Here is a 24840-nt window from a genome sequence, read left to right on the forward strand (position 1 = left end):
GCGCTGTCCCGGCAGGCATTTCTGGACAACGTGGCAATCGGCGAAGCCGCGGGAATCCCGCTCTCACGGGGCCGTTTCTCCCGGCGTGAAAAAACTCAAAGCATGGGCGGCGGATGCCTTCGAGGTGGCGGCTTGGGTCGTCGAGAAGGTGTTCCTCCTCGTCCTCACGCTCGCCTTCATCCTCGTCTTTTGGGCGATGCTCGTCGTTCCGTGCCTCGCCGTCATTTTCGCGTGCAAGCGCTGGGTCCTTGCCGTCCCCGGAGGGATGTCGTGGTTTCCGAGCGCGTTCGGAGGGCTCTTCATCGGGGCGTACCTGTTCCCGATCTCCCTCGCGAAAGGCACCTTCGGCCGGCGCCTCTCCCTGCGCGTGGCGCGCGCGCGAGAGGTGCTCGTGGACGAGGCGCTGCCCCATGAATTCGTGGCGATCGACGCCTGGGTCGTGAGCGGCCGCCCGATCGAGCGCCCCGCGTCCGCGGCGCCCGGCGGCGACGAATGGGTCACCTATCCGCTGGTCCTCGCGGACGCGCGCGGCGACGTGCTGCGTGTCGAGCGCGCCGACGGCGCGGATCAGCCGGCCGGGGAGGGCCCACGATTTCATGGCGCGGCCCGGGTCGGGCATCGTGTCGTCGCCGTCGGTGAGGTCCGACGCGACGAGCCGGGCGCAAGTCTGTACCGCCTGCCCGCCCGCGGCGCGCGGCTCGTGCGCGGCAAGGCGCCCCACTTCTGTGTCCGGGAAGCGGGTCTCGCCGACGTGGTCGCAGAGATCCGCCGTGATGAAACTTCGCCCGCCTGGGGTATCTTCGCGCTCGTCTTGCTGGCCGTCGGCTTCGGCTCGATGATCGGCGCCCAGTCCGCGGCTCCTCCGTGGTTTCCGTGAAGGCCATGCTGCGAAGCATTTTGCGCACCGCGCCGCCGCGAAGCGGATCGCGTAATGGCTTTTGACGCGGCGCCCGGGACGGATGTAGCATCCCGCGCCGTGCCGCCGCTTCGTTACTTCGTACCCAATGGGTTCACCGGGCTTTCGCTTCTCCTCGGCCTCGGCTCCGTCGTGATGAGCTCGGAGGGCAATTTCCGCCTCGCGGCGTGGATGATCCTCTGGGGCGTCTTGCTCGACAAGCTCGACGGCAGCGCCGCGCGTCTGCTCAACGCCACGAGCAAGTTCGGCGTCGAGTTCGACAGCTTCGCCGACTTCGTGGTCTTCGGCATCGCCCCGGCCGCGCTGGTCTACTACCGGCTCCTGCCGCTCGGGCCGATGCTCGGCTGGGAGAAACCCGCGCTGCTCGCGACCTCGGGCCTCTACGCGCTCGCGCTCGCCGTGCGCCTCGCGCGCTTCAACGTGATGACGGGCGGCGAGGGCATCTTCTACGGCCTGCCCGGTACGCTGATGGGCGCAATCATCGCGTCGGCATACCTCACGTGGGACAAGTACGGTTTGCCCGAGCGCTCGCTCATCGTGAGCCCCGCCGTGCTGGTGATCGCCGCGGGTCTCATGGTGAGCACGGTCCGCCTGCCGAAGCTGAAGCTCGGCAAGAACAAGGTCATGAAGGCGTTCACGGTGTGCAACATCGTCGGGGCGTATCTGTGCGGGCCGCTCCGGATCTTGCCGGAGTACCTGCTCGGCATCGCCCTGATCTACACCCTGGGCGGGGTCGTGTATTGCCTGATGAACCCGGGCGCCGGCCTCGACGCCGAACCCGAGTCCGCCCCCGAGCCCGCCCAGGCCGAGCGTCTCGCCTGACTTTCCCGCGTTTTCCCGCCTGCGTGGCCTCGCGCGAGGCCTGACGAAGCGCTGTTTTCGTAACGGAAGCGCGCCCGAACGACCACGCCGTCAACGCCCGATGCCCCGGGCGCGGCGCGTCTGACAAAGCCACCATTGCCATCATCCGGGACGCGACATCAAAGCTCCGGGCGCAATGCGCTGTGCGCTGTCTCACTTTGGGGTGGTCACGCGAGTTATCCCCGCTATCCTCCCCCCTGAACCATGTGCACGACCCTGGCGTGGCGCCGGGGCGAAAAGCGACTGCCATTGCTTGGCTCGCGGGCATGAACGACCCGTGAAGCGAGCCACTAGGGAGGGGACTACATGAGGGCCATCGGTGCTCCGGCGGACCGCTTACATTCTTTTCATCGTACGATTCCCGCATATCTTTCGATGCTCATGCTGCTCGGCGTCGGCGCCTGCGACACGCCGTCGGGAGAGGAGTTCACGCAGGAGGTCGAGGAGGCGATCGGCGGGAAACCCATCAAGTCGCCGCCGGTGATCAACATCGACCGCTCGCTGATGGTCGTGGATCTGCAGACGCTCGAGACGAAGGATTCGAAGGGAAACTTTCTTTTCTCGCTCGAGCGGGTGCTCGGCCAGCTCGCGGCCACGAGCGGGTCGAATCCGGGCCTCGACGCGGCGAAGCTCTACCAGAGCATCTACGATACGAACAACACGAAGGCCGGAGGCCTCGTGCCCGACGGGCAGCACTGCGACGACGAGAAAGACGCGAGCGGCAATGCGGTGCTGAACGGATTCCGGATCGAATGTCCACGGCAGGAGGGCGCGCTCGCGGATCTCTCGAAGCACAACCCGTTCTGCAGCGGCCCGAACTGCGATCCTTACTCGCCGCTCGCCATCGTCAACCGGTTCGACCTGGCCCCGGCCAATGGGCAAACCTGCGGCCAGTACCGCATGATCTTCGGCAAGGGCTTCCAGCAATCGCCGCTCGAGACCGCGGGCAATCAGCTCCTGACCAACCGCAACCTCCTCATTTTCGAGGCGGTCATGCCGAACCCGAAGCCGACGTTCGGGCTCAAAGGCTGCGCCAAGGTCGTCGAGTTCTGGGCGGGGCTCTCGAACATCCACGATCCGGCGCAGCGGGCCGCGGAGCTCGAGCGATTCTTCTTCAAGGGCTATCAGGGACTGCCCGCGGCCTTCCAGTGGGACCACTTCACGGGGGAGGTGGATCCGAAGACCGGCGAGCAGGTCAGCGGCCAGATCCGCAGCAACCAGTTCCTGAACGACCCCACCGCCGGCGGGCTCCGGCAGCCCTGGCAGCTCCGCGAATACAACCTCCGGCGCACCTGCTCCGGCAAGACCAAAAAGCAGAATTGCAAGCCCGAGGTCCGGATGGTCCCCACCGGGATCAACCCCGAGGCCAGCCTGTTCAGCGACGACAACACGAGCCCGCGGGCGCTCAAGTTCCGCGATCCGAGCAATGCCGAGAGCTTCATCAACCAGATCCCGGCGCTCGCGATCGGCGACCCGAACCTCTTCAACATGAATCGCGTCGGCCGGGAGTTCAACGGCGGGCAGAGCACGTCGCAGCCGGCCCTCCAACCGGGCGGCCCGCCCGTGGCCAATGATTCGAACTACAACCTCGTCTTCAGTCCCACCGGGCCCTTCGCTGCGAAGATCCAGGCCAAGTTGAGCGAGATCGGCAGCTCGCTCAAGCCCTCCGAAATCGTGCGCCGCGCCCAGTCCCAGGCCTGCGCGGGGTGCCACGAGCTGTCCACGTCGACGGCGCCGATCTTCGGCGGCGTGGTCGACGCAAACAAGCTCGGCGAAAACGTCCAGTGGCCCGACGTGGCGCAGGGGCCGGAGGTCGCGCCGGGCGTGCGGCCGAACGCATTCACGCAGGTCTCCGATTCGCTCCTCGTGCCGACGGCGACCGGGGTCACGTGCAATACGGTGTGCACGGCGCAGCCCTCCTCCTGCCTGTGCGCGTGGGCCGTCTCGCCGGCGCTCGCCACGGTGTTCCTGCCGTTCCGGCGCGACAATATGGTCAATTACTTGAAGAGCCTGTCCACCGGCGGGAACCCGCACCCCGGGGACGACGAGGGCACCGCCTTCTGAGCAGCGGCGTCGGTCGGCCAGCCTGATTTTCCCGCGATTTCCCGCCCGTCTACGCTATCATGGGTTCGCCCATGAAGCGCCGCGCCCCGCCCTCGATCGCGACGATCGTGCTCACGGCCGTCCTCCTCCTCGCCGCGTCCCCCGCGTGGGCCAAGGGCAAGAAGAAGCCGCCGCCGCCGCCGCCGCTCGACGGCCAGACCCTCGATTACGCGTGGGACGGCAAGGACATCGGGCATCCCGAGCGCGCCTGGCTCGGTCGGGCGTTCGTGCCTCGCGCGGCCCTCGCCGACGCCGGCGCCAAGCGGCCGCTGCTGGTCTTCATCCACGGCCTGAACACCGAGCGCATCAAGTATCGCTGGATGGGCGGGGGAAATGAGGGCGACGTGCGGCGCATCGTGGCCGGGCTCGTCGAGACCGGAAAAATCCCGCCCGTGGTCGTGGCCGCGCCGAGCTCGATCGTCCCCTCGGCCGTGACGAACGCCGTGACGAGCTGGCCCGCCTTCGATCTCGATCGGTTCGTCGAGGAGACGAGCAAAGCGCTCGGGGGAACGGCGACCCTCGATACGAGCCGCATCCTCGTCGCGGCGCACTCGGGCGGCGGGTGCAACACGCGCGGCGGGATCGCGACGGCGATCGGCGGGAAAACCAAGGTGCACGCGGCGCTCGTGATCGACACGTGCATGCTGCCCGATATGGCGAAGGTGCTCGCGGGCAGTCGATCCGACATGCACGTGATCGTCTCGTGGCAGACGCTCTCCTGGGCGAAACGGCCGTTCGGCGAGTTTCGGTCGGTGTTCACGAAGGGCGTGGCGCAGAACCCCGCCGCGGCCGGGTTTCTGCGGGAGCTCGAGCACGTGCAGCCACGCGAGCCGATGCCGCACGACGCCATGGTGGGGTTGACGCTCGGCCGGTGGCTCCCGATCCTGCTCGGTGCTCACGGTGGAGGGGCTCCGGTCGGCCCCTGATCGGGCCTTCCTCGGCCCCGGGAATCGGAGCCCAACGATGAGAGGTCGTTACCCCTCGTCGACGTCGACGTCGGGTGGCCTGGTGCCCGAGGATCCGGCGGGGCTCGATCGCCCCGAGGCCGGCGGGCTTCACGGACTGCAGACCTGAGCCTCGTCGAGCATGAGGATCTCGCCCGGACCGCGGCGCAACGTGGCCTGCACGACCACGGGCTGCCCGTCCAACGCGATGCTGCAGCACTGCCCGGTCTCGTCGCCGACGCACTGCCAGCGGGTGTCGGGCGGCGCGCCCAGCGGCAAATGCGGCGGCATCGGGTACGAAAGCGGGCCCGACGCCGACGCCGTGAGCACGACGCGCCCCTCGCAGCGGTTGCAGCATTGCTGTTCACCCAGGCACGCGCGCCGCGTGCAGGCGTTGCCCGCGCGGGTCAGCACCCCGCGTACGCGTATCGGTTGCCCGACGTGCTGCTCGCGCGACGTGTAGAGTTCGTCGAATGCGAGGGGCTCGGGACCCTCGGAACAGCGTGGTATCGGCGTGGTGTCGCACGCTCGATCCGCCGTACACGACTCCTGGGGGTGTGGACTGGCCGCGCAGCTCGTCGTGATCGCAAGTGCGAGGGCGGTGAGTAAGGATCGCGCGTACGGTTGCAGGACATCCATGGGTGCCGGATTGTACCCGAGGATGGCAGATCATGCGCCCGCCTCGAATACGTCCACGCCGTGCGGCGAGCCCAGGATGAGCGGCACGCGCTGGTGCAGCTTCGTCGAGCTCGCCGTTGCCCCCTCGAGGCCCGAAGTTCTCGCAGGACGCGGTCCGGCCGCGACTGCATCGCCCTGCTCCTTCGCGGAACGCTCGTCGCGGGCCTCTCGCTTGCAAGCGCTGCCCTCATGGCGCGCGTCTGCCCGCAAGGTCCCCTCCCGAGAAGCCGGTACGGTCTCGTCGGGGTGGCGCTCGGGCTGGTCCTCGGCGCGCTCGGGGGCGCGTGTTCGACGAGCGGCGCGCCACGCGTCGACAGTCGATGCACGCTCGTGCCCGGGCCCAGCTCGGGGCCGCCCGGTGGTGCGGCGCTGAAAGCAGAGATCGTCGCGGGCGGGCTCGAAGTGCCGTGGGGAATCGCCTTCCTGCCGAACGGCGACATGCTCGTGACCGAGCGGCCCGGGCGCGTACGGCTCGTGCATCAAGGTGGGCTCACGCCGCCCATCCTCGTGCTGCCGGTCGTCGAGGAGGGCGAAGGCGGGCTGCTCGGCGTCGTCGTCGATCCGAAATTCACCCAAAATCGGTATTTTTACGTTTACCTGACGGTGCGCGGGCCGGACGGACCCGAGAATCAAATCGAGCGATATCGGCTCGCGGACGACGGCGCGAGCGCGACGCGCGACAAGGTGCTCGTCACGGGGATTCCTGCAAATCGATTCCACAATGGCGGGCGGCTGCGGTTCGGGCCCGACGGGATGCTGTACGCGGGGACGGGGGACGCGCAGCACCCGGATCTCTCGCGGGACTCGAAGAGCCTCGCCGGCAAGCTCTTGCGAATGACGCGGGACGGGGAGGTGCCCGCGGACAATCCGTTCCGCAAGAGCCTCGTGTACCTGAGCGGGGTGCGCAACGTGCAGGCCTTCGCGTTCGCGCCGGGCGGCGAGGTGATCGTCGCGGATCACGGGCCGAGCGGAGAGATGGGGCGGGAGGGGCACGACGAGATCACGAGGGCGCGGGCCGGCGACGATCTCGGGTGGCCGACGTATTACGGTTGCGAGGTGGCGCTCGGGGTGACGGCGCCGTCGCTCGTGTTCGAGCAGGCGACGCCGCCGGGCGGGGCCTTGCTCTACCAGGGCGACGCGATTCGCGAGTGGAAAGGGAGCCTGCTCGTGGCGACGCTCGGCTCGCAGCACCTGCACCGCGTGACGTTCGAAAGGGACGACCCGAAGCGCGTGGAGCACCACGAGGTCTATTTCCAGGGCGAAGGGCCGACGGGGCTCGGGCGGCTCCGCGACGTGGTGACGGGGCCCGACGGCGCGATCTACGTGACGACGAGCAATTGCGACGGCCGCGGCGATTGCCCTCGCGACGGGGACAAGATTTACCGGATTACCCGCTGGTCGCCGCCGCCCGCCCCGCTTGCGTCCCCCGAGGGGTGACGTCTTTCTCCTTCCGTGGTGGGAGCGGGCGGGCACTTTTGCTAGGGTCCCGGGGCCGCCGTGTGGATCGCTCGCCCGCCTTTCGCCGTGCTCTTCGCCGCTTCGCTCCTCGGCTGCGTGCAGAGCCCACCCGGCCCGCCGCTCTGCGCCGCGGACGTGGCCTGCGCGGCCGAGGGTGACGTCTGCGTGGTCGGCCGCTGTCGGCCGAAAAAAGACACGCTCGTGACCGCGATGGATGCGCGCCGGCTCTTGCTCTTCCCGGACGCCGTCGCGGTCGTGTCCTCGAAGGGGCCGAGCGGCGGCGGTGGGGCGCTGCCGGAGGCGGTTTCGCTCGGGCGAAGCGCGGCGGGTGATACGTCGCTCCTGCTCCACTTCGAGGTGCCCGTGGCCGAGGTGGGCGAGGTGTCGTCGGCGTTCCTCGTGCTGGAGACGGCGACCGCGTCCGAGCCGCCGACGCAGCCGGTGTCGCTCTCGATCGCGCGGATCCTCGAGCCGTGGCGTGAGGATTTCGTCTCGTGGGGGCGGAGCCCGCGCCTCGACCTGGCCGAGAAGGCGGGCCTCGTGGGCGTGACGTCGCCGAGCCCGGTGCGCTTGGACGTGACGCACGTGGTGCAGCGCTGGGCGAAGCGGACGGGCGAGGAGCATGGCCTCGCGGTGCTCGCCGATCCGGATGATCCGCGCGGGATCACGTTCTCCCTCGGCGTGGTGGAGAAGCGGGGTCCGCGCCTCGAGGTCTACGTACGGTGACGGCTCGCGAGCCGCTCCTCTCGATCCGCGACCTCGCCGTCTCGTTCGCGACCGCCGAGGGCACGAGCGTGCAGGCGCTCGACGGCGTCTCGTTCGACGTGCCGCAAGGAAAGACCGTGGGGCTCGTGGGTGAGTCGGGCTGCGGGAAGACGGCGACGGCGCTGTCGATCCTGCGGCTCTTGCCCTCGCCGAGCGCGCGGATCGATCGCGGCGCGATCCTGTTTCAGGGCGAGGACCTCCTGAAGCTTTCGGAGCGCGCGATGCGGCAGGTGCGCGGCGGCAAGATCGGGATGGTGTTCCAGGAGCCGCTGACGGCGCTCACGCCGGTCTACTCGGTGGGCACGCAGATCATGGAGGCGATCCGCCTGCACGAGCGCATGTCCCGCAAAGAAGCACGGGCGCGCGCGCTCGCGCTGCTCCACCGCGTGGGGTTTCCGCGGCCCGACGAGCGCTTCGACAGCTACCCGCACGAGCTCAGCGGCGGCATGCGGCAACGCGTGCTGCTCGCGATGGCGCTCGCCGCGCCGCCGCGCCTGCTCGTCGCGGACGAACCCACGAGCGCGCTCGACATGGCGCTGCGCGCGCAGATCATGGCGCTGCTCGCCGATCAAGCGCGCGAGCTCGGGATGAGCTTGCTCGTGATCACGCACGACCTGCCGTTCGTCGCGGAGATCGCGCACGAGATCGTGGTGCTCTACGCGGGGAAGGTGGTGGAGGCGGGGCCCCCATCGCAGGTGCTCTCGTCGCCGCGGCATCCGTACACGCAGGCCCTCGTGCGCAGCGTGCCGCCCGCGGGCTCGTTCCGGACGCGCGGAGAAAAGCGGAAGGCGCTGCCGACGATCGAAGGCGTGCTGCCGGATCCGCGCCGCGTTTCGAACGGATGCGCGTTCGCGCCGCGTTGCCCCGAGGTGATGGATCGGTGCCGCGAGGAGGCGCCGCCGCTCTTGCCGGCGGGAGGCGGGCGCGACGCGGTCCGGTGTTTCCTGCACGGAGGCGCGGCATGAGCGGCGGCGGACCGGACAAACCTCGCTCGGGCAAACCGCTGCTCCAGGTCGAGAAGCTCTCGACGTTGTTCCCCGTGCGTCAGGGGCTCTTCAAGGCGCCGAAGTTTTTGCACGCGGTCGACGGCGTGAGCTTCTACATCCGGCCGGGCGAGACGCTGGGGCTCGTCGGCGAGTCGGGCTGCGGCAAGAGCACGCTCGGACGCACGGTGCTGCGCCTCGTCGAGCCCACGCTCGGGCGTATCGTGTTCGACGGGCAAGACATCACGCGCCTGTCCGAGCGCGCGATCCGGCCGTTGCGCCGGCGCATGCAGATCGTCTTTCAGGACCCGTACTCGTCGCTCAACCCGCGCATGACGGTGCGCGAGATCGTCGGCGAAGGGATCGCGGCGCTCCGGCTCGCGAAGACGCCACGCGAGGCCGATGAGACCGTGGAGGAGATGGTCGCGAAGGTGGGGCTCGGCCCCGAGGCGCTCGATCGGTACCCGAACGAGTTCTCGGGCGGGCAGCGGCAACGCATCGCGATCGCGCGTGCGCTCGCGGTGCGGCCCGACTTCGTGGTCTGCGACGAGCCCACGAGCGCGCTCGACGTGTCGGTGCAGGCGCAGATCCTGAACCTGCTCGAGCGGCTGCAGGACGAGCTGTCCGTGAGCTACCTGTTCATCTCGCACGACCTGCGCGTGGTCAGCTACATGAGCCACCGCATCGCGGTGATGTACCTCGGCCGCATCGTGGAGATGGGACCGGCGCGCGACGTGGCGGAGCGGCGGCTGCACCCGTACACGCGGGCGCTCTTCGGGGCGCTGCCGCGCGAGGACGGCGATCCGCGGCCCCGCCGTGTGCTCTGGGGCGAGCCGCCCGGCCCGCTCGAACCGCCGCGTGGGTGCGTCTTCCAGTCGCGCTGCCAGAAAGCCGAGAAGGGGCGCTGCGACGTCGAGGCGCCGGACCTCACGGAGATCGTTCCCGGCAGCCACCACCGCGTGGCTTGCTTCCATCCCGAAGCGAGCGAAATGCCGGCGCCATGGCCGAGCGCGCGGCCCTCGATTCCCGCGGGCCCGACGAGCGAGGGCTGAAGCTCAGACGCCGATGCGCTCCGACGACTCGGCGTCCTCGATGCGGATGTCGGGCGAGGGCAGCTCGAGCTCTTCGCAGGCGAGGACGGCTTCGAGCTTGATCGGGTTCGCGATCGTGGGGGTTTGTCCGACCGTGAGCGCCTCGACGACGGCGCCGAGGGTCCAGCGTCCGAGGGAGGAGAGGCGGACCTCGTCGCCCCTGACCTGGAGCGTGTCGCGCAGGTCCTCGTGCTGGTGGAGGAGCTCGTCGGCCTCGGGGCCGAGCACCATGCGGGCCGTGCGCACGACGCGGCGGAGCACGCTGTTCCAGGCGGTGATCGTCTCCTCGTCGGCGACGTCGTCGAGGATGTCGAGGCCGACGGGCAGGCGCGCGAGGCGGTCGATGTAGCGATGGAGCAGCGCGCCGCGCAGCAGGCGGCCGTGCTGCGGGGCGATGATCTCGACGGGCGGATCGAGGGCGCGGATCGCGTCCATCGCGCGGGTGAGGACGCGGTTCGTCGGCATGTACGTCTGGTGGAACGCGCGGATGCCGGCCCAGTCGCTCTCGTCGGCCCAGAGCCCGCGCGCCTCGATCGGCGTGAGGCCGCCGAAGAGGTCACCCGTGAAGAGCACGCGCGTCTCCGGGTCGTAGAGCATCACGGCGCCGCGGAAGTGGCAGAACGGGCTCGGGACGGGGAGCATCGTGTGGCCCGTGGGCACGTCGAAGCCGCGGGGAAAACGGGCCGTGTCGACGTAGCGCTCGGGCGGCAGGTTGAAGTGCACGATGAGGCGCCACGTGGCCTCGGAGCAGACGATCGCGGCGCCCGGCGCGTAACGGGCCGAGATCACGGCGGCGCTCGATCCGACGTCCGGATCCTGGTGGTTGATGAACAGCGCCGAGAGCTTGTTCATCCCGCCGATCAGCGTGCCGATCTTGGCCGAGACGACGGCGAAGTCGGAGCTCGATCCGGGGTCGACGAGCAGGTGGAACGGGCCCGCCTGTTCGAAGCCGGGCTTGGGGCGGAAGACGCGCAGGTACGGGTTCGCGTGGAAGATGCTCTTCGGATCACGCTTGCCGACCCAGAACGTGTCCTTGGCGATCTCGACGGGCGAGACCACCTCGGGCCGGTCGGTCTGCTGGGGCGGCGTGGGGCGCGTGCCGCCCGGGGGGCTCGCGGCGGGCGAGAGGGGGCCGCTCGTGCCACGCGAGGGCGTGAGCTGGCCGGTCATGAGCTGGGGCGGCGTTGGGCCGGAGCGGCCCGGCGGCCGGCGTCCGTCGTGGTCCTCGTGCGTCGGCGGGCGCGCGGCGGGCACGTGAGGCGCGAGGGACGCGGAGTCCGGCGGCGTGGGCAACGTGGGCGGCTGCGTGCGGTGCATCCCGGCCATCGCGAGCGTGGCCGGCTCGGAGCTCGTGCCGATCCTCGGCTCCACGAGCGCTTTGCCGTGCAGGCGGTGGGCGTCGGGCGTGTTTCCGGGCGAGACGCGCGTCGTGGGCTGCATCGCTTCGGCGACGGCGGCGCGCATCGAGGCGGCGTCCTGGAAGCGGTTCGCCTTGTCGAACTGGAGGGCTCGATCGACGATCTCGATCACGGCGCGGGGGAGGGTGGGCGCGACGAGCCCGAGCGAGCCGACGGGCTTCGTGGCGGCCATGATCAGGCTGCCCGTGACGTTCTGGGCGTCGTGCACGACGCGACCGGAGAGGAGCGTGTACAAGGTGGCGCCGAGCGCCCAGAGATCACTCGTGGCGTCGACCTCGTTCCAGTCGCCGCGCGCCTGCTCGGGGGGCATGAAGCCCGGCGTGCCCATGGTCGTGCCGAAGCTCGTCACGATGCGGCCTTGCTGGACCGCGGGCTCGAACACCCGCGCGAGGCCGAAATCGAGGACCTTGATGGTGCCGGCCTGCGTGAGGAAGATGTTCTCGGGCTTGAGATCGCGGTGCAGGATGCGCTTTTCGTGGGCGGCGACGAGCACGTCGAGCACGGCGTGCGCGAGCGTGAGCACTTCGGGCGTGGGGAGCTTGCCGCCGCAGCGCTGGGCGATGCGGTCGTAGGTCTCGCCTTCGAGCAGCTCCATCACGAGGAAGGCGACGCCGTCGTCGGTCTCGTCGTCGTCGAGGATGCGGACGACGCCCGGGTGGCCGACGGCGTTCGCGGCATACCCCTCGTGGTGGAAACGCGAGCGGATCGCGGGCTCGGCGGCGAGGTCCGGGTGGAGGACCTTCACGGCCGCGCGGTTCTTGTTGCGGTGCGTGGCCGCGTAGACGGCCGCCATGCCGCCCACGCCGAGCAGCATATCGAGCCGCCACTTCCCTTTCAAAAGCGTCCCGATGCGCGCCTCTGCGCGCTCTCGATTCGCCCGTTCCATGGCGATCATGCGGTCGTTTCCCCCACGGGATCCTCCGCGAGCGGCATTGCGGAATGCACCGGTGTCGACAGAAAGCTAGGGTAGCACGGGCACATGCGCCGGGCGAGACGATAACGATCGCAATGGCGCGTCACACCATTGACGATTGTTCGTCAATCGGAGGTCACGCATTGCGTCGATGGGGAGACGACCCGGGGCGCGTGTCGTCGGACCATGGAGGACAAACGCGCTCACCCCGCGGTAGGAGGTGAGCGCGTGAGCGGTCCGATCAGGCCTGGGCCACCGACTCGTCTTCGTCGCTCTCGTCGGCGGCGGCGTCCTCCGCGGCCGGAACGACGCCCGTCCCGAGCTGCGACATGATCTGCGTGCGCCACGAGATCAACGTCTGCGCGCGGCGGCCCGCGGTCGAATCCGACAGCCCGCTGAGCTTCACGATGTTCTTTGTGATCGTGTCCTGCGTGGGGGGCTTGTCGGACAGGATCCCGGGGGCGATCGCGCCGATGATTTCGCTGTCCTGGATCGACTTGCGGAACCCCTCGCGCTCCTCGGCGCTCCCGGCCGGGTCATTGCGAAGCGCCTTGCCGAGCTCGGTGGTCCCGAACCCGCCGCCCTCTTCCTCCACGAGGAACCCGAGCACCCGAGCGGTGTGGAGTCCGTAGAGCACGTGGCGGGGGTTGATCCCGGTGCGGTCGGAGACGTCAGCCTTCGTTTTCGAGCCATCGGCGACCGCATCGATGATGCGGCGGACGTTTTCGAGGCTGTCTGCTTGCGGAATGTCTTTGCTTTCGAGGCGACGACGAGGAGCGGTCGGCATGTTGAGGGGACGGAGTCTACATGCAGACCGACGACCTTTCCGCCAAAAATTTGCCCGAACGTGTCGAGCACGCGCGGAAGGGCCGCCGCGCCGCTGGAACCACGTGACGAGCCTGCCCGCGCGGGGGCATGATCAAAGTTTTTTGGCGCTGTTGACGTGTTTTGGATCACCTGTCTCGCGAGGAAGCGAGGTCAGCGGACGGCGCTCGCGGCGCCCGCGGTCGCGGCGTGGTAGGCGGCGAGGGCCTTCTGCCAGTCGGCCACGGCGTCGATCTGGCGGAGCGCCGCTTCGAGCGCGGCTTGCTCGCGCAGGTTCACGAGCAGGAGCGTGCCCTCGCCGAGCCCGAAGCGCCGAAGCTCCTGGTCGGCGAGCTTGCGCGCAACGTCGACCTCCGCGCGCGCGATGGAAGCGCGCTGCTCGGCCGCCGCGAGTGCAGAGGCCGCGTCGCGCACGTCGGCCACGACGCGATCGCGCTGGAGCCGCGCCTGGGCCTCGATGCGCGAGACCTGCGCCGCCGCGGCTTGCTCGCGGCCGTTCGCCACGCGGTTCAAGAGCGGGATGTCGACGACGACGGCCGCTTCGAGCACGGGCTTCGACTGCTTGGGATCCCCCGGGCCGAGATCCTGCGAGCCGACGACGACGAGGTCGATCGCAGGACGCTTCTGGTTCTCGGCCCAGCGACGCTCGACCTCGGCTTGCTCCTTCTGCGCGTCGAGGCGCTTGAGCTCGGGTCTGCGCTCGATCGCCGTCCGCTCGTCCGCTCGGACGCGCGTGACGTCGAGCGGCGTGGGCTCGGGCATCGACGCGGGGAGGCGCGCGGGCTCGGGCAGGATGGCCGAGCCGTCGGGGGCGCGCAGGAAGAGCGAGAGCTCGATCGCGGCCTGTTCGAGCGCACGCTGCGCCGAGGCGAGCTGCGCCCTGCGCTGGAGGATCGCGCGCTGGTTTTCCTGACGCTCGAACGCGGGGACGTCGCCGGTCTCCACGCGCCGCGCGAGCGCGTCGTCCCGCACGAGCGCGAGGTCGAGCCAGGTGCGCGCGACGGCGAGCCGCCGGCCCGCAGCGACCCAGTCCCAGTAGCGGAACGAGGCGAGGCGCGTGGCCTCGATGCGCTGCTGATCGGCGCCCTGCGCGGCCGCGTCGACGCCGAGCTCGGCGCGCCGGATGCTCGCGCGGCGGCGGTCGATCGGCCCGTCGCGCCAGAGGTTCAGCCGCGCGCCGGCGCGCACCTCGCCGTACTGGTTCGTGGCGAGCTTGCCGTCGTAGACGGGGTACTCGCCGAGGCCGAGGCGATAGCCGGCGAAGACGCTCGAGCCCCACCACGGCAGCGGCTGCTCGACGAAGGTGTCGAGCCGTTGCGAGGGATACCCGCCGATGGGGATCACGGCCGCGCTCGTGCGCCACGAAGGATCGAACCCGCCCGACGCGGACAGGCGATCGGCCTCGGCCGCCGCGCGCTCCTGCTGCGCCGCCAGGATGAGCGGGAAGCGCTGCTCGACCGCGCGAACGAGTTCATCGAGGCGGAGCTCGCCCACGCTCGTCGAGGCTGTCGCCGTCGCGGAGGTTTGTCCTGTAGCAACCGCCGGCCACGCGAGCCCGAGCGCGAGGGCGAGGCCGCGGGCGAGGGTTCGTCCACGCATGCTCACTTGCGGTCTCCCTTGTTCGGAGCGTTCTTGCCTTCCTTTGCGGTCCCGTCGCTCGGCGCGGGCCACTGGGGCGGGAAGCCGTTGAACTGGCGCCAAAGCTCGTAGCCGAGCGAGACGCGGTCGAGCAGGACCCAGGCGTTCGCGCGCGTGCCTTGCCGGAGATATTGCTTGGAGGGCCAAGGTTCGTCCCCGTCGGGCACGACGACCACGCGGAACTTGCCGGCGCCGTCGTCCGTGGCGTCGACGAACGCGACCTTGCCGCCGTACGTGCCGACGGCCGCCGAGGGCCAGCCGGAGAACTGGATCGCGGGCCAGCCCTCGAACTGGAGGCGCACGCTCCGGCCCGGCGTGACGAGGTTGACGTCGTTGCCGTCGACCCAGAGCTCGACGGCCGCTTCGTCGGTGTCGGGCACCATCACCGCGAGCACCTCGCCGGACTTGATCATCTCGCCACCCTGCTTGGCGACGACCCGCAGGACCGTGCCCGATCGCGGCGCCTTCACGCTCTGCGTGAGCTGCCGGGCGAGCTTCACTTCCATGCGCGCGAGCTCCGCGGTCGCCGAGGCGATCTCGGCCTCTGCCGTGGCGCGGGACGCGGACGCGTCGTTGATGGACGCGCTCGCGTCGTTCTTGATCTTCGCGAGGTCCGCGGCGAGCGCGGCCTCCTCGGAGCGGGCGGCCGAGAGCGCGGCGTCGGCGCGATCCTGGTCGGTGCGCGCCCGCGCCTCTTCGAGCTCCGCGAGCTCGACCTGCCGCTTCGACGACAGGCCCTCCTCGAAGAGCGTGCGCTGCCGCGCGAGGTTGAGCTCGGCCGTCTTGTGCGCGGCCTTCGCCGCGACGATCGCCTGCTCGGCGGCGCGCACGCGATCCTTGGCCATCCGCACGCGCGACGAGGCCGCTGCGAGCGCGCTGTCGCGCGACGACTCGAGCGACGTGATGCGATCCCCCACGGCGCCGGCCCGCGTGCGCGCCGCCTCGATCCGCGCGTCGACGGCAGCCTTCTCGCGTTCGAGGCGCGAGACGAGCTCGGGGTCGATGTCGGCGATGTCGGCGATCGGCGCGCCTTCCTCCACGCGATCGCCCTCCTTCACGTACCAGCGCACGACGCGGCCCTCGACGGGCGCATCGATCGTCTGCTGGCGATCGAGCGGGGCGAAGGCGATGACGCGCCCGTGCGCGGGCGAGTTCTGCTGCCAGGGCACCACCACGAGCGCCACGGCCACGAGCCCGAGCAGCGTGATCAGCATCCGCGCGATCGTCCGCGTCAGCCGCGGCGCGCGCACGAGGCGCAGCACGTCGCTCTCGCCTTCGAGGACCATCGTTCGGTAGGGCTTGCCGTGTTTCGACATGGGGATTTCGCTCTTCTGCATGTGCGCCTTCAAGGGAGGTCGCCCGCGCGCAGGGGGCGCACCCGGCCCGCGTCGAGCACGAAGATCTCGTCGCACCTCCGCAGGACGTCGCGGTCGTGTGTCGTGACGAGCACCGTCCACGGCGCCCCGCGATCGAGCAGCGCGGCCTGGATGGCCTTGCGCGACGCCGGATCGAGCTCCGCGAGCGCCGTGTCGAGCACGACCAGGCGAGGTTTGCCCGCGATGGCGCGCGCCACGCAGAGGCGCATCGCCTGTCCGTGCGAGAGGAGAGGCCCACCCGTGGGCAGGTGCGTCTCGAGCCCCTCGGGCAGCGCCGCGATGTCCTCCCAGAGCCCCACGGCTTCGAGCGCCGCGCGCACGTCGCGCGTCTGCACCTCGGGCCGGCCTACGCGCACGTTCTCCGCGACGGTGCCGTCGAAGATCTCGATGCCGCGCACGAGCGCGAGGTGCTCCCGCAGCGAGCTCACGTCGACGTCGCGCAGGTCCGCGCCGTCGACGTCGATGCGCCCGCGCGTGGGCGCGCGCAGGCCGTAGAGCAGGTCCGCGAGCGTGCTCTTGCCCGCGCCGCTCGGGCCGACCACGGCCACGCGCGCGCCCGGTTCGAGCGAGAGCGACACGTCCTCGAAGAGCGGCTTCTTGCATGGATACGCGAACGCGACGTCGACGAACCGGACGCGCGCGCCCTTCTCGCTCCGCGGGACGTGCGTGCCGCCGGGGACTTCGAGGGGCAGATCGACGAGCTGTCCGAGTTTGTCCACGCCCGCGAGCAGGTCGTAAAAGCTCTCGAGCGCCTTGCCGAACTTCGCGATGCCCGCGACGACCGCGGTGACGATGAGCTCCGCGGCGACGAGCTGGCCGAGCGTGAGCTTGCCGCCGATGACGAGCCAGCCGCCGACGCCGAGCAGCGCCGCGCTGGCGATCGCCTGCACCACGAGCGCGCCCGCGATCTGGCGGAACAGCACCTTCCAGTGCTTCTTGCGCGCGTCGAGCCAGGTGTGGAGCAGATCTTCGGCCCGCCCCCGCGCGAAGCCCGCGGCGCCGCCCGAGCGGAAGGCGGCCGGGTGACGCGCCATCTCCTCCAGCCACGCGGCCACCGCGTACTTCGCCTTCGACTCCTTGACGGCCGTCTTCACCGCGCCGCGCCCGAGGCCGAGCAGGACGAACGACACCGCGAGCACGAGCGCCACGTCGAACGCGAGCAGGAGCGGGTGGTAAAACGCGAGCACGAGCATGCCCACGGCCGTCTGCAGGAGGATGGAGACGCCGTCGACGAGCAGCGTGGCCGCGCCCTTCTGCACCGTGAGCACGTCGAAGAAGCGGTTCACGAGCTCCGGCCCGTACGTCTCGCCGAGCCCATCCGCGCGCATGCGCGGCAGCCGGTGCGCGAGATCCACCGCGACCCGCACGAACACGCGCTGCTGGATGCGCTCGACGACCCACGCCCAGAGCGCGCGCAGGACGCCGGCGAACGCGAGCGCGACGAAGACCAGGAGCGTCAGCACGACGAGCGGCTGGAGCAGCCCGCCGAACGCCACCGTGTTCACCAGCGCCTGCACGCCGATCGGCGCGGCGAGCGACACGATGCCCACGCCGATCGCGTAGACGAGCGCCACGCCGATGTCGTCACGCTCGAGCCGAAGCAACGAGACGAGCCTGCCGAGCGGCGAGGGCGCGCCGGGGCCGTGTCCGCCGCCGCCGAGCGTCGCCAGCGGCTCGAGCGGATCGGCGATCGCCCACGTCACGACCTCGGCCTCGCTCCCGGCGCCTGCGATCGCCGCGAGCTCCTTGGGGCTCGCCCACGTGGGTTTGTCCGTGCCGCCCACGGGCACGACGTACGCTGCGCCGGGGCGCTGATCCACGATCGCCACGGCGCTCGTCGGTCTGTCCGCGCCGGCCGCGAGCGAGACCGCGGGCACGAGCGCGCGCGCGCCGGCCACGGCGTCCACGCTCGATCGGCGCAGCGTACGGATGCGCAGACCGACCATGACGCCCGCGCGGGCGAGCTCATCGAACCACGCGTCCGGCCCGACGAACGCAGCGTCTTGCCGCGCCTCGTCGAGCGCCCGGCGCGCCGCCGAGCGGTCGATCTCGACGCCCGCGCTCGTGCCCAGGAACTCGAGCGCGTGGAGCAACGGCTCCGTGAGCTCCGCGTCGCAGGCGGCCTTCGCCGCGGCCGAGGGCTCCTCCGCAGACGGAGGCGGCGTGGACGCGCGCGGCTCCGGCGGCGGCAGGGGGCGATGAGGGGCAGCGGGGACGATTTCCGGTTGGGCCACGGTGCCCCGCCTTCTTCACCTCCCGTGCCAGCACGCGGAGCTGCCGCGCGCCGCCGTTTCTGCGGCGCTTCGTCCCTGACGCGGTGCGACGTCGGGTCCCAGTTGCGACTTTGTGCCGCACCTCGGATTCACGAAACGATTTTCGTGTTTTACGGTTGGGGAACCGGACGACGCCTTCTCGGGCTCACTCTTCCTCGCCGAGCCACCGCTGGATTGTGCGGCGGTTGATCCCGAGCGCGGCGGCGGCGCGGACCTTGTTGCCGCCGAAGCGCTCGAGCACGTGCTTCACGTAGGCGCGCTCGACCTCTTCGAGCGTCATCATCCGCTCGGCGGCGCTCGCGAAGAGATCGGGCGTGCTCGGCTTCTGCACCGTGGGCGGCAGATCGTCGGGGCTGATCCACTCGTCCTGCGCGAGGGCCACCGCGCGCTCGACCGCGTTCTCCAGCTCGCGCACGTTGCCCGGCCAGTCGTAGGCCATGAGCACGCGCGCCGCGGCGCCCGAAAAACCCTGGATCGTGTGCCCTGCGCGCGCCTTCGCCCGCCCGAGGAAGTGCTCGGCGAGCGGCAGGATGTCCTCGGGACGATCCCGCAGCGGCGGGATCGCGATCTCGATCACGGCGAGCCGGTAGAAGAGATCCTCGCGGAAACGGCCCTCCTTCACGGCCTTGCGCAGGTCGTGGTTCGTCGCGGCCACGACCCGCGCGTCGATGGGCGCGCTGCGCGTCGCGCCGAGCGGCCGCACCTCGCGCTCCTCGAGCACGCGCAGGATCTTCGCCTGGAGCACGAGCGGCAGATCGCCGATCTCGTCGAGGAAAAGCGTGCCCCCGTCAGCCTCGACGAACAGGCCCTTCTTGTCCTGCCGCGCGTCCGTGAACGCGCCCTTCTTGTAGCCGAAGAGCTCGCTCTCCAGCAGCGTCTCGGGGATCGCCGCGGCGTTCACCGCGACGAACGGCCCGTCCTTGCGCCGGCTCGCCTCGTGCAGCGCGCGGGCGACGAGCTCCTTGCCGCTGCCGCTCGGCCCCGTGACGAGCACGGTCGCCGGCGCGTCCGCCACGCGCCGCACGACGCTCGTGATGTCCGCGAGCGCGCGGCTCTTGCCGATGATGCCGCGCAGCGCGCTCTCCGTCGCGAGCGCCCCGCGCAGCGCCTCGACTTCGCCCCGCAGCCGCCGTGCCTCCACGGCCCGGTCGAGCGCGACGCCGAGCACCGCCGGCTCGACGGGCTTCGTCAGGAAATCGTAGGCGCCTTGCCGCACCGCGCGGACCGCGATCTCGATGCTGCCGAACGCCGTGACCGCGAGGATCACGATGCGCGGATCGGCCTTGCGGGTCCACTCGATGAGGTCGATGCCGCTCCCGTCCGGCAAGCGCATGTCCGACAGGAGGATTTCCACGTCGCCCGCCTCGATACGCGCGCGGCCTTCGGCGATCGTCGCGGCTCGTGACGCGCGCAGGCCGCGCTTTTCGGCGATGCCGACGAACAGCTCCGCGAGGGGCGCGTCGTCCTCCACCACGAGCAGGTGCATCGGCGTGTGGTTCGTGCTGGGCATCCCGTCCTCGTGATTCGACGAGCCTGGCACGGGCCCGGCCTTCGGTCCGGCCGCGCGCGTGCCATAACGAGCTCGTCCATGAACCTCGCGCGCAAGCGGCTCACCCGCAAGCTCCTCGCCATCTTCGCGACGCCCGTCGTCCTCGGCTTCGTGGTGACGGGGCTCGTGTCCATCCGGACGACCCGCGCCTCGCTCGTCGAGAGCAGCGAGCGCGCGCTCGCGGACAACATCGCGACGCTCCGGACGGCTGCCCTTCCCGTCGCAGCGACGAAAGGGCAAACGCAGGAGGCCGCGGCGCTCGTCGAGCGCGTCGCCGCCGAGGAGACCGTTCACGGCGTGGCGCTCTACGACGAGCGAGGCCAGCCGTTCGCGCGCTCGTCGGCGCTCGCGCACGCGCCTCCCGCCCTCGACGCCATGGCCGCGCGAGCCCTCGAGAGCGGCGAGCCGAGCCACGGCACGCTCCACGTCGGCGACGAGGAGGTCCTCGTGCATGTCGAGCCCGTGCGTGATGCGCCCGGCCTCGGCGCGGTGATCATGACCCGTGAGCTTCGGCCGATCGATCGCATGATCGACCTCACGCTGGTGCGGCTCGCGCTCACGGGCGGGGCGGCCGCGCTCTGCGTGTCGATCATCGCGGTCTGGATCTCGCGCGTGCTCGGCCGCGAGTGGGGCAACCTCGTGCACGCCGCCGATCGTGTGGCCGAGGGGGACCTCGACGTGCGCGTCGAGGCCTCGCCGCTGCTCGAGCTCGATCGCGTGGCGCGCGCCGTGAACGACATGACCCGCTCGCTCGCGGAGACGCGGGAAAAGCTGCTCACGGCCGAGGCGGAGCGGGCCGAGCTCGCTTCGCGCATGCGGCACGCGCAGGCCCTCGCGGTCGTGGGGCAGGTGGCCGGGTCCTTCGCGCACGAGATCGGCTCGCCGCTCAACACCATCCTCGGCTGGTCGCGCCTCTCGGCCGCGGACGAGGACCTGCCCGAGCCCGTGCGCCGGCAGTTCGAGACGATCGCCGGCCAGTGCGAGCGGATCACCCGCATCGTCCAGCGCATGCTCGACGTGAGCCGACCTCCGACGAACCACGTGGTCCCCGTGCACCTCGCCGACGTCGTGCGTGACGTGACCGCGTTCCTCGCGCCCGACCTCCGCGTGCGCCGGATCGATCTGCGCCTCGTCGTCGCCGAACGCCTCCCGCCGATCCTCGCCGTGCGCGATCGCCTCTTGCAGGTCGTGATGAACCTCTGCATCAACGCGATCCAGGCGCAGCCGGGCGGCGGGAAGCTCCGGATCTCGCTCGCGATGGAGGCCGACGATCCGGAGCGCGAGCCCTTCCTCCGGCTCGAAGTCGCCGACGCGGGGCCGGGCATCCCCGAGGAAAAACGGTCGCAGGTCCTCGAGATGTTTTACTCGACGAAGGTCGAGATCGGCGGCACGGGGCTCGGGCTCCCCATCGTGGCCGACATCGTGCGTGACCTCGGCGGGCGCCTCGAAATCGCGGACGCACCCGAGGGCGGCGCCCTCTTCACCGTCCTCCTGCCTGCCGGATCCGCGCCGCGTTGAAGCGCTTCACAGCACGAGCGCAGGCCCGTTCGTCCGCGTGAGCACCTCGCCGTCGGAGAGGCGCAGGTCCCGCACGAACACCGTGTCCGTGTCCGCCGCGTCTCGCCCGAGCACCACCGTCGTGCCCGTCTCCGTTCGCACGACCACCTGATCGAGCGGTGCGAGGAAGCTCCGCGCCTCGCTCGCCGAAACCACCCGAAGCCACGGCGCCGTGTCCGCGCCGCGTTTCGCGATCCACGCCGCGATCGGCGTCGCGGGGATCCCCGCCGGCAGGGCCGTGTAAACCCACGGCGCATCCGCGGGCACGCGGAAGCTCGTCTCGGAGGAGCCCGACACGACTCGCACGAGCCCCTCCGAGGGCGCGAGCCGGAGCCACACCGGGAGCTCGTTCGGCGCGCTGCTCGTCGTCGTGATCTCGGCGGACACGATGCGGCCGCTCACGTCGAGCGTCACGTCCTCGACCACCTGCCGCTCGGCCCCGCTCGCGAGCATCAGGCGCGTCTCGCCGTGCAGCTTCTCGGTGCCGTCCGGACCGAGCGAACGCCACGCCTGACCCGCCGATCCGCGCTTGCCGGCGAAGACGAACGTCGACTCCGCCGCTCCTTTTGATGGTCCCTTCGAATCCCCCGCGCCCGCGGGTGCGTCACACGCGGCCGTGAGCGAGGCGGCGGCGACGATCGATACGGCGGCAAACAGCATCTGCGAAGTTCGCATCAGAAAGGCCCTCCGTCGGTCCGTTCATGGGGATCGACGCAGAACCCCGGCGGGTGTGACCAAAAAAGTTCAGCGTGTACAGCCGAGCCGCGTCGACCGCTCGCGCGCCTCGTCCGCCGTCACGCTCCGCGGCCGCGCGCGTCCCCATCGATCGAGCACCGTTCGGTACGACGCACACGCGCCGCGTGTGTCCCCGGAAGCCTCGAGCGCCTGCCCGAGCCACAGGTGCGCCCGCGTGTGCGCGATCGGAAAGCTCAGCGCCGAGCAACTCCCGGCCGCCTGCGTGAGCCAGCGCTTCGCTTCGTCGAGCCGACCGCCGAGCAAGAACGTGAGGCCTGCCGACGCGCCCACCAGCGTCCCCGGTACGTACGGCGGCAGCGGTCCGTGCTCCGCGAGCGCCGCGAGCGCGTCGCGCGCGTCCTCAGCCTGGATCGTCGTGGCTGCCCATCCGTGCAGCCACAGGTAACTGCGCGCGGCCGGCGTCGCGCGGGACGACCACTCCGCGAGCCACGCGCGCCGCCGCGACGCGAGCCCCTCCCGCGTGATCGCCCCTGCTTTGCGCGCCGCGACGAGCAGCGCGGGCGTCGCGTCATTCGAAAGGGCCGAGTCCTCCGCGCTCGGATCCGGCTCCCACGCGCCTTGACGATCCAGATAGCCGAGCGCGACCGCCCCGGCCTCCGCGTGTTTGCCCGACTCGATGAGCAGCTCCGCGACCGCGCGCGCCGCGATCCCGTGATCGTTGCGCCGCGCGCTGCCCTCCGCCCTCTGCCCGAGGGCCCGCGCGTGTTCGAGCGCCTCCTCGAAGTCGCCGTAGAGCGCGGCCTTGCGCATCGCGCCCACGACGAGCACGCGATTGCGCACGACCTCCGCCGTGCCCTTCGGCAGCTCGTCCACTTGCTTGCCCGCGTGCCGCAGCGCCTCCTCCACCGTCGCGCTCGGCTCGCCGCGGGACGCGAGCGCGTCGGCGAGCAGCGGGTACGAGAGGTGCGCCTGCGCGCCGCGGGCGATCATCTGCCGCGCCGTCGACTCCATCGCGGCGCATCGCCCCGCATATCCTTCGAGCCGCGCGCGGTACGACAGGCACGCCATCGCGTCCGGCGCGACCCCGAGGCATCGATCGATGGCCTTCTGCGCCTCGTCGAACCGGCCGCGGTACGCCTCGAAGACGGCCAGCGAGCTGAGCGCCCGGGCGAACTGCGGATCGAGTTCGATCGCGCGCTTGAGGTGCTGGATCGCCGCCTGGAAATCGTCGAAGTTGCCGCGGCCGAGCGCCAGGAAGTACCAGAGCTGCGCGTCGCCCGGGTGGTCCTTGATCATCGCGCCGAGCCGGCGACTCGCCTCGGCCCAGTCCGCGGGCTCGCGCTGCACGACCGGCTCGATCGCGTCGAGCAGCGCGCGGTCGCGCGGCGAGAGCGCTTCGCTCTTCGCCCGCGCTTGCCGGAAGCTCTCGCGGATGCCGTCGAGGTGCTGCGCCATCCCGATCGCCGCGTACTGCACGTGCGCCGAGGCGAGCGCCGGATCGAGCGTGATCGCCCGCTGGAAATCCGGCCCCCACGTGCCGCCCGCGCGGAACGCTTCGAGCCCCGCGCGATAGGCCGCGCGCGCCTCCTCGCTTCGCGACGCCGAGCTCGGCAGGTCCGTCGCGACGACCGGCGAGAGCGCGTTCGCGACGGCGACACGCGTGCTCGGCGAGGGCTCGTCCAGCGGCGCCGCGGCCCTCTCGCTGCGGATCCTCGACGCCCCGATCGCCGCCACGAGCATGAGCATGAGCACCACGAGCGCGACCGGCGTGAGGAAGCGCTTCACCCGCGGCGTGCGCGCATCCTGGTCGAGTTCCTTCGCGATCGCCCCCGCGTTCTCGTACCGCGCGTACGGCTCTTTTTGCAGGCACCGAAGTGCCACGCGCTCGAGGTCCGGATCGACGCCCGCGTGGATCGTCGACGGCGGCGTCGGCTCCGATCCTTCGATCGACGCGAGCACGGCGGGCGCGTTTTTCCCGACGAACGGCCGTTTTCCCGTCAGCATCTCGTAGAGCATCACGCCGAACGAGAAGACGTCGCTCCGCGCGTCCACGGGCATTCCGCGCGCTTGCTCGGGCGACATGTAGCTCGGCGTGCCGATGATCGCGCCGTCGGCCGTCGCGATCGACACCGGATCGATCTCGATGTGCGTCGTCTTCGCCAGGCCGAAGTCGAGCAGGATCACCCGGCCGTCGGCCTCGATCATCACGTTCTCGGGCTTGAGGTCCCGATGCACGAGGCCACGACCGTGCGCCTTCGCGAGCGCGCGGGCGAGGTCCTTCGCGACGCGGCGCGCCTCGTCCAGCGGCAGCGCCGGTGCGTCCTTCGGCCTCGCGTCGAGCCGCTCGCGCAGCGTCGAGCCTCGCACCCGCTCCATCGCGATGAACGCCCGACCCGCGTCCTCGCCGACGTCGTAGATCGCCACGACGCCCGCGTGCCCGAGCGCCGCGGCTGCGCGCGCTTCGCGCAAGAGCCGATGCTTGCGCTCCTCGTCCTCCGACAGGAGCACCTTCAGCGCGACCTCGCGGCCGAGCGTCGGGTCCGTCGCGGCGAACACCACGCCCATCCCGCCGCGACCGATCTCCTCGCGCACCACGAAACGCCCCACGCGCTCGCCGGGGCGCGGCAACGTCGCCGGCGCGCTCGGCGCGCTCCGCGAAGGGATCCGCGCGATCTTCGCCAGGAAAGGATCGGGCGTGATCGAACCGTCGCCGTCCTCGGACGACGACGACAGAGACGCGTCGTCGTCGTCGTCGACGACGTCCCGTCGCACGTCGCCCGTGCGTCCGGACAAGGG

General features: G+C 71.0%; 18 protein-coding genes. 9 read left to right on the plus strand and 9 right to left on the minus strand.

Going from position 1 to position 24840, the window contains the following annotated elements; all coding sequences use genetic code 11:
• Nucleotides 1-85: 85 nt before the first annotated feature.
• The 4 genes from QHF84_RS24565 (at nucleotide 86) to QHF84_RS24580 (ending at nucleotide 4806) form a co-directional block, all read left to right on the plus strand.
• The gene (locus QHF84_RS24565; protein WP_281315827.1) at nucleotides 86-877 is read left to right on the plus strand and encodes a hypothetical protein; all 792 of its coding nucleotides are present in this window, start codon (nucleotides 86-88) and stop codon (nucleotides 875-877) included.
• Between the two features lie 99 nt (nucleotides 878-976).
• On the plus strand, nucleotides 977-1738 hold the full coding sequence (locus QHF84_RS24570; protein ID WP_281315828.1) for a CDP-alcohol phosphatidyltransferase family protein: 762 nt from the start codon (nucleotides 977-979) through the stop codon (nucleotides 1736-1738).
• Nucleotides 1739-2152: 414 nt separating this feature from the next.
• Entirely contained in the window at nucleotides 2153-3841 is a 1689-nt protein-coding gene (locus tag QHF84_RS24575; RefSeq protein WP_281315829.1) for a hypothetical protein, read from the plus strand.
• Nucleotides 3842-3912: 71 nt separating this feature from the next.
• A complete protein-coding gene (locus QHF84_RS24580; protein ID WP_281315830.1) occupies nucleotides 3913-4806 on the plus strand; it encodes a hypothetical protein in 894 nt (297 codons plus the stop codon).
• 129 nt (nucleotides 4807-4935) lie between these two features.
• Here the strand turns inward: QHF84_RS24580 and QHF84_RS24585 are convergent, their stop codons facing one another.
• Entirely contained in the window at nucleotides 4936-5238 is a 303-nt protein-coding gene (locus QHF84_RS24585) for a hypothetical protein (protein ID WP_281315831.1), read from the minus strand.
• Between the two features lie 510 nt (nucleotides 5239-5748).
• Between QHF84_RS24585 and QHF84_RS24590 the strand changes: the two genes are divergently transcribed.
• From QHF84_RS24590 to QHF84_RS24605, 4 genes are read left to right on the plus strand one after another with little or no spacing between them, the layout of a single operon-like run.
• Nucleotides 5749-6939: a PQQ-dependent sugar dehydrogenase gene (locus QHF84_RS24590; RefSeq protein ID WP_281315832.1), complete on the plus strand. Its 1191-nt coding sequence runs from the start codon at nucleotides 5749-5751 to the stop codon at nucleotides 6937-6939.
• 60 nt (nucleotides 6940-6999) lie between these two features.
• Nucleotides 7000-7686 (plus strand): DNRLRE domain-containing protein, encoded by a 687-nt coding sequence (locus QHF84_RS24595; RefSeq protein ID WP_281315833.1) that lies wholly within the window; start codon nucleotides 7000-7002, stop codon nucleotides 7684-7686.
• The gene (locus tag QHF84_RS24600) at nucleotides 7683-8690 is read left to right on the plus strand and encodes an ABC transporter ATP-binding protein (RefSeq protein WP_281315834.1); all 1008 of its coding nucleotides are present in this window, start codon (nucleotides 7683-7685) and stop codon (nucleotides 8688-8690) included. The genes QHF84_RS24595 and QHF84_RS24600 overlap by 4 nt, the downstream gene beginning before the upstream one ends.
• Entirely contained in the window at nucleotides 8687-9760 is a 1074-nt protein-coding gene (locus tag QHF84_RS24605) for an oligopeptide/dipeptide ABC transporter ATP-binding protein (RefSeq protein ID WP_281315835.1), read from the plus strand. The genes QHF84_RS24600 and QHF84_RS24605 overlap by 4 nt, the downstream gene beginning before the upstream one ends.
• A 3-nt stretch (nucleotides 9761-9763) precedes the next feature.
• Here the strand turns inward: QHF84_RS24605 and QHF84_RS24610 are convergent, their stop codons facing one another.
• From QHF84_RS24610 to QHF84_RS24635, 6 genes are all read right to left on the minus strand, one after another.
• Nucleotides 9764-12112: a protein kinase gene (locus QHF84_RS24610; RefSeq protein WP_281315836.1), complete on the minus strand. Its 2349-nt coding sequence runs from the start codon at nucleotides 12110-12112 to the stop codon at nucleotides 9764-9766.
• Between the two features lie 259 nt (nucleotides 12113-12371).
• Nucleotides 12372-12917: a hypothetical protein gene (locus QHF84_RS24615; RefSeq protein WP_281315837.1), complete on the minus strand. Its 546-nt coding sequence runs from the start codon at nucleotides 12915-12917 to the stop codon at nucleotides 12372-12374.
• Between the two features lie 191 nt (nucleotides 12918-13108).
• Nucleotides 13109-14554 (minus strand): TolC family protein, encoded by a 1446-nt coding sequence (locus QHF84_RS24620; RefSeq protein ID WP_281315838.1) that lies wholly within the window; start codon nucleotides 14552-14554, stop codon nucleotides 13109-13111.
• Nucleotides 14555-14556: 2 nt separating this feature from the next.
• Complete coding sequence (locus QHF84_RS24625) at nucleotides 14557-15930, minus strand: HlyD family efflux transporter periplasmic adaptor subunit (protein ID WP_281315839.1); 1374 nt, start codon at nucleotides 15928-15930, stop codon at nucleotides 14557-14559.
• Between the two features lie 8 nt (nucleotides 15931-15938).
• Nucleotides 15939-18203: an ABC transporter ATP-binding protein gene (locus QHF84_RS24630; protein ID WP_281315840.1), complete on the minus strand. Its 2265-nt coding sequence runs from the start codon at nucleotides 18201-18203 to the stop codon at nucleotides 15939-15941.
• Nucleotides 18204-18387: 184 nt separating this feature from the next.
• Nucleotides 18388-19752 carry a sigma-54 dependent transcriptional regulator gene (locus QHF84_RS24635; RefSeq protein ID WP_281315841.1) on the minus strand — a complete coding sequence of 455 codons (1365 nt, stop codon included), beginning with the start codon at nucleotides 19750-19752 and terminating at the stop codon, nucleotides 18388-18390.
• A 78-nt stretch (nucleotides 19753-19830) separates the two neighbouring features.
• Here QHF84_RS24635 and QHF84_RS24640 point away from each other — a divergent pair, with 78 nt between their 5' ends.
• Nucleotides 19831-21309 (plus strand): ATP-binding protein, encoded by a 1479-nt coding sequence (locus tag QHF84_RS24640; RefSeq protein WP_281315842.1) that lies wholly within the window; start codon nucleotides 19831-19833, stop codon nucleotides 21307-21309.
• Between the two features lie 6 nt (nucleotides 21310-21315).
• On the opposite strand, the gene QHF84_RS24645 is transcribed toward QHF84_RS24640, so the two are convergent.
• Together QHF84_RS24645 and QHF84_RS24650 are read right to left on the minus strand one after the other, a co-directional pair.
• Entirely contained in the window at nucleotides 21316-22023 is a 708-nt protein-coding gene (locus QHF84_RS24645) for a hypothetical protein (RefSeq protein WP_281315843.1), read from the minus strand.
• A gap of 69 nt (nucleotides 22024-22092) precedes the next feature.
• Nucleotides 22093-24837, minus strand: coding sequence for a serine/threonine-protein kinase (locus tag QHF84_RS24650; protein WP_281315844.1), 2745 nt, complete (start codon nucleotides 24835-24837; stop codon nucleotides 22093-22095).
• Between the last annotated feature and the right edge of the window lie 3 nt (nucleotides 24838-24840).

It is taken from the genome of Polyangium sp. y55x31, assembly GCF_029946505.1.
Classification (GTDB): Bacteria; Myxococcota_A; Polyangia; order Polyangiales; family Polyangiaceae; genus Polyangium.

What these genes read in the sequence shown, in the direction of transcription:
- QHF84_RS24575 (WP_281315829.1), top strand. Translation starts at nt 2,153, where the DNA reads ATGCTCATGCTGCTCGGCGTCGGCGCCTGCGACACGCCGTCGGGAGAG.
- QHF84_RS24580 (WP_281315830.1), top strand. Translation starts at nt 3,913, where the DNA reads ATGAAGCGCCGCGCCCCGCCCTCGATCGCGACGATCGTGCTCACGGCC.
- QHF84_RS24605 (WP_281315835.1), top strand. Translation starts at nt 8,687, where the DNA reads ATGAGCGGCGGCGGACCGGACAAACCTCGCTCGGGCAAACCGCTGCTC.
- QHF84_RS24610 (WP_281315836.1), bottom strand. Translation starts at nt 12,112, where the DNA reads ATGATCGCCATGGAACGGGCGAATCGAGAGCGCGCAGAGGCGCGCATC.
- QHF84_RS24615 (WP_281315837.1), bottom strand. Translation starts at nt 12,917, where the DNA reads ATGCCGACCGCTCCTCGTCGTCGCCTCGAAAGCAAAGACATTCCGCAA.
- QHF84_RS24620 (WP_281315838.1), bottom strand. Translation starts at nt 14,554, where the DNA reads ATGCGTGGACGAACCCTCGCCCGCGGCCTCGCCCTCGCGCTCGGGCTC.
- QHF84_RS24625 (WP_281315839.1), bottom strand. Translation starts at nt 15,930, where the DNA reads ATGCAGAAGAGCGAAATCCCCATGTCGAAACACGGCAAGCCCTACCGA.
- QHF84_RS24635 (WP_281315841.1), bottom strand. Translation starts at nt 19,752, where the DNA reads ATGCCCAGCACGAACCACACGCCGATGCACCTGCTCGTGGTGGAGGAC.
- QHF84_RS24640 (WP_281315842.1), top strand. Translation starts at nt 19,831, where the DNA reads ATGAACCTCGCGCGCAAGCGGCTCACCCGCAAGCTCCTCGCCATCTTC.
- QHF84_RS24645 (WP_281315843.1), bottom strand. Translation starts at nt 22,023, where the DNA reads ATGCGAACTTCGCAGATGCTGTTTGCCGCCGTATCGATCGTCGCCGCC.